6 protein-coding genes are annotated in these 4,872 nt (G+C 31.3%); all 6 read right to left on the bottom strand.

Translation table 11 applies throughout. The annotated features are described in order from the left end of the window. The coding region (locus BLV79_RS12685; RefSeq protein ID WP_159429314.1) for a ring-infected erythrocyte surface antigen domain-containing protein at nucleotides 1-1,628 on the bottom strand (1,628 nt) is incomplete at its 3' end. A 378-nt stretch (nucleotides 1,629-2,006) separates the two neighbouring features. Continuing rightward, nucleotides 2,007-2,573 carry a GNAT family N-acetyltransferase gene (locus BLV79_RS02105; protein WP_074715778.1) on the bottom strand — a complete coding sequence of 189 codons (567 nt, stop codon included), beginning with the start codon at nucleotides 2,571-2,573 and terminating at the stop codon, nucleotides 2,007-2,009. 62 nt (nucleotides 2,574-2,635) lie between these two features. Then, entirely contained in the window at nucleotides 2,636-3,073 is a 438-nt protein-coding gene (locus BLV79_RS02100) for a GNAT family N-acetyltransferase (RefSeq protein ID WP_074715776.1), read from the bottom strand. A 92-nt stretch (nucleotides 3,074-3,165) separates the two neighbouring features. Continuing rightward, nucleotides 3,166-3,864: a Type 1 glutamine amidotransferase-like domain-containing protein gene (locus BLV79_RS02095; protein ID WP_074715774.1), complete on the bottom strand. Its 699-nt coding sequence runs from the start codon at nucleotides 3,862-3,864 to the stop codon at nucleotides 3,166-3,168. A 143-nt stretch (nucleotides 3,865-4,007) separates the two neighbouring features. After that, nucleotides 4,008-4,523, bottom strand: a complete 516-nt coding sequence (gene rhuM, locus BLV79_RS02090; protein WP_242871415.1) for a RhuM family protein — start codon at nucleotides 4,521-4,523, stop codon at nucleotides 4,008-4,010. Nucleotides 4,524-4,571: 48 nt separating this feature from the next. Next, nucleotides 4,572-4,872 (bottom strand): ATP-binding protein (locus BLV79_RS02085; RefSeq protein WP_159429313.1); only part of this gene is annotated, 301 nt, incomplete at its 5' end.

The following is a 4,872-nucleotide window of genomic DNA, read 5'->3' as shown; positions in this document are numbered from 1 at the left end:
AAATCTATTTCTGGCATAATTTCTGATTCCATCAATATTTCTGTTGATTCTTCTGACGTTGGTACTTCTTCCTGGTTTTGCTCTTCTTCATTATCAATTGTTGGTTCGATTTCTTTATTTTCTGATTCTAATACCAACTCTTCCTCAGGTTGTATTATTTTTTCTAAATTTATTTCTGGTTCTTCTAGTTCCGGTATTTGTTCCTCAACCTGCTCTGTTTCTAATTCTGGTTCTGGCAACAATTCACTTTCAATTTTTGTTACTACTTCACTTATTTTATTATCAATTTGATCCTTCCCTTGTAAATTTTCTAATGGTAAACCTTCAACACTCTCACCTTTGTAAGTAAGATTGTTTTCAATTACTGCATCAAACTTTTCAGTTTTATTATCTATTTCTTTTATTTTATTTAATATTTCATCATATTTTTCTGTCAAGCTTTTTATCTCTTCCGCCTGTCTTGCAATAACTTCTTCCATTTCAGCAAAATTAGATTCAATTTGCTGACTAATGCGACTGTTCAACTTAAGCATTTCTTCAGCAATTACATTATCCTCAGCTTCGATTTCATCAACATCACTTTCATCTTCCTCAAAAAACATTTCTATTTTTTCATTAATCTCTCCAATTTTTTCAATTATGTTATCAACTCTGGAATTAAAATTTGACGCAATCTGCCCTACAGATTCCTCAACTTCTAATTTTAGATTATCAATTTTTTCATTAATAACATTATCTGTTTTTGCTTCATTGAAATTATTTTTTGTTTGCTCAAAAAATTCTATTATTTTTTCAAGCAATTCTTCTTTATCATTTTTAGTTACCAATTCATTTTGCATTTTCTGTAAATCATTTATATTTTTTTCTATAGTTAAAAACTCATCTGTAGGAAAATCAAGATTTTTTTCTGCTAAAGCCAAAAGGATTTCATTTTTCATGTTTTCAAATTTCAAATTATTCTCATTTTCAGAATTAGTTTTTTCTTGCATTACATTTTCAATGACTTCATTTAACTCAATACTTTTATCTGCACTTTCTTTTATACTATCAATTTTATCCTTAATTTCTGTTCTAAACTCTTTACTATAATCATAAAACTTCATTAACTCGTTTTTGATAAGATTTACGTCATCTTTCATATCAAGATTAGCTGCTATAATTGCTTCTGCATTTTCTTTATTTTGTTCAATAGTTTTTTGCGCACTTGATTCATTTTTCTTAACAATTGCAATTGACACTTCTTTTTGAACTTTAAATATATCATCAACACTTTCATCGAGAATTTCCTTATTATGTTGAATTACTCTTTCAATATCACTATTAAATCTATTAAAATTTTCACTTTGTAAAATTTGCATATTTTTTAATGCTTTAAAAATTTCTTCATTAACTAACGCATCTTCATCTTTATAAAGTTTAATTAAACGCAACATCTCCACAATTGCTATCACAACACAAAGAACAGCAACCGCAGCTATAGCAACTATTATAAAAAAATTTTTTTTAAATTCTTTTATTGCATAGACTTCAACGACCATTAACCCCATAAAGACGATTAAAGAAAATATAATAAAAAAACTACAAATCTTTTTTTTCTTTTCATATAAATTAGGATTTCTATCTTTCATTTTTCTCCCTCACTTCACATATATAATTATTCATATCATATATATTTTTCGGCAGAACTCATATATTTATATATAAACTAATTTTTCAATCAACAAAATTTTTTGTAAAAAAAAGACACTTATTCACATAACTTCCATAATAATCACATTGATCATTAAAAACTTACGTAAAAAGTGTCTATGAAAAACGTCCCCGAGAGGAGTCGAACCTCCGACCTCTCGCTTAGGAGAAGAAAGCTCACTCAAAAAATATAGAAAGGAAGCGCCTTTCCATACCACCATTTTGAAAACTCACTCAGTTACTCACTCACCCGAACAAGAAGCCGGAAACTTGCTATCAATTGCTTTTTCTATAAGGTACACCCATTATATAATAAATCAATTATGAATTGTCCAATAATCTTTATATGCGTAGTGGTCTATTGTTCCAACCAAGAATTTTTCAGATTTTTCAAATCCATAATCAGAAAAAGCCTGGGCTCTTTCAACAGCATATATTGGAACTTTTGATATTATTTCTTCACAGTCAAACATTTCATATGCTGTTGGCACAATTGCCTCAAGGACATTTTTAATGAGAGATGATTTCTCATAGTCACTGCCAAGATCAATTCTTAATACTCCAACTCCATTAAAATCATCATCTGCACTTCTGTGGAACAATTCTACAGATCCAATAATGTTTGCCGAAGCTTTATCCACAATTACCCATCTTACAAACCACTTTTTCTGATATGAATCCAGCCAGAAATCAATTGCCGAATCCATCTTTTCTTTTGTAGGATAATAGAAATTATCACCATGACAATTATCACTATTAAAAAATGGTAATGCGTTTTTGTCACTGTAAATTTTTAATAATTGTACTGAATCTTCTTTGCAGGCCGGTCTTAATAAAACCTTATCTGTTTCAATATCAGGGCATTTTTCATAAACATCTGTCATCTCTCAACATCTCCTTTTAGCTCGTATTCATATCCCCTTCTATAATATTTTGATAATCAACTTTATATATCCTTCATCATAAGTCGGTCTCCGCAAAACACGTATCCATGTTTTGGATAAAAGTTATACGACTCAAACCACTGTTCTTCCGGCTCTCCCAGATGAACTTTAGCGATTGTAATCCCTTTAAGTTTTAACTCTTCCTCAGCTTTTAGCAATAGCTTTGTCCCTAATCCCTGTCTTTTTAATGAGGGTTTTATGAATAATCTATGTATAAAAGCCTCTGTGGTGCCTTCAATGATAGAGTAACCTATTGAGCCTATTACCCTGTCAGAATCATCTATCGCTATCCAAAAATTGCCCCCCTTATTAAAATAATTCTCTTTTATATGTAAAAGATCTTCGTTTATCCCGGGTTTTCTCCCAAGAGCATCCTTTGCAGAAAGTATCATAAATATAAGATCATCACGATAGCTTTCTTCATATTCTTTAATTATCATTATTATTCCACTCCTTCAAATACTCTAATATTGCTGAGATTTCTTCCATAATGTTAAGGACATCCCCATATACAGCGTTCTGACTTAGCCTATTATATTTTATCTACTTTCTGTTCCTGCTTTTTCAACATCCCATCAACATAATTAAGGACATATGCCTTAGATGAATTATCCGATGTAACGTAGCTGATGCATCCATCTTGATCAACAAAAGCAACATTATTATCAAGCGCTAAGCAAGGAGATGTCTGTTCACCAATCATTGAATCTAAGATTTCTCCGCGTTCGTTGTAATGAGGGCAAAAAGTGTATGGGAAAATCTCAAGTAATCCATTTACCCAACCATAGCCTACTTGACCATCTACTTCAAAAATAGAACTGTCACTATGACCACAACTAAACCAACATATCGCACCTGCACTAAGCCCCGATAATACTGCTTGATCATTGTAATATATTTGTTTCAGTTTCTCGTCTAGTCCATACTTTTTCCAGGTATCCATCATAAAAGATGTATCCCCACCACCTACATAAATGATATCTGCTAGGTTCAATATGCTATTAATTTCTTCATCAGTATAAGTTTCAGTAGTAAGTCTAAGTGCACTTACTGAGCAGCCAAGGCTTTCAAATTCATTTTTAATACCTGTTATATAACCTTCTGCATCATGGCTGGCAGTTCCGATAAATAGAAAGTTAGGATTTTTCTTGCCTGCCAATTTAACAATATACTCATTAATTCTGTGCGTGATGTCTAATTCACCGCCTCCAATTGCAACAATTCTTCCCATTTATAACTTTTTTCCTCCACAATCTGTTATTTCATATATATATTCAACCTCATCCAGTTTGCATGTAATATGGTTCCTTCTACCGGAATGAATGAATCCATGCCTCAAATATAGCCGCTCTCTAAGTAGTATTTTGTTAAGCTTTATGGTTCACTTCGACCAGAATAATATTTTTCCATTTCTCGATCAAATTCTGATATATATTCTTCGTCCTGCTTTTTACGAAATTCCTCATATATCTTGCTGACCTTTTTGACTGCTGCTTCATGAGACACCGTTCCTTTTCCGGAAAGTACTTCCCGCCTATTATTCTTTAGAAAAATATCTGTTTCATCAAGCCAATCCTTCATGCTCATTAGCACTTCGTCTTCAGCCATCAATTCTGCATAGTCAATAAACATAGTAACCAATCTGTTCAATCTAGAAATTTCTTTTTCATTCAAATAGTTTTTAGCTACTATAATATCACTTTTTAATATTTTTCCATCAGGAGCACCCTTCCAAGTTGTTAGACCCATTGTAGGACTATCAATCGAAGCTCTCTCACTTATCAATTCAGCAGCAGTTTTTCCAGTTACTGCATAGTGAAGTTTATTCTGTACGAATGAATAAAAGGCTCGTGTAGTCTCACTGTTTTTATCATAATCATAACTACATATAAAGTGTCAAGTATTTATGTACAAAAAGTTTTATATTATTATGTACAATTACTCTGATGGTTTAATATAATCTTTGACTCTATATGATCTACCATTTATTGTAATTACTTTAGAATGATGCAGTATTCTGTCTAATATCGCGTTTGCTACAACAGCATCATAAAAAATGTTATCCCAGTCATTAAAATTTATATTTGTTGTCAAAATAGTGCTTTTCTTTTCATACCTCATATCTATCAGTTGAAAAAATAGATTTGAATCTTCTTTGTCGATTGGCAAATAACCTAGTTCATCTATAATTAATAGCTTATACCTGTTTATATACTTTAATACGCTATCTAATCGGTTT

The sequence above is a fragment of the Lachnobacterium bovis DSM 14045 genome (assembly GCF_900107245.1).
GTDB lineage: Bacteria > Bacillota > Clostridia > Lachnospirales > Lachnospiraceae > Roseburia > Roseburia bovis.
Note: the sequence above shows the minus strand (reverse complement) of the source record. Positions and strands in the feature narration are given on the sequence as shown.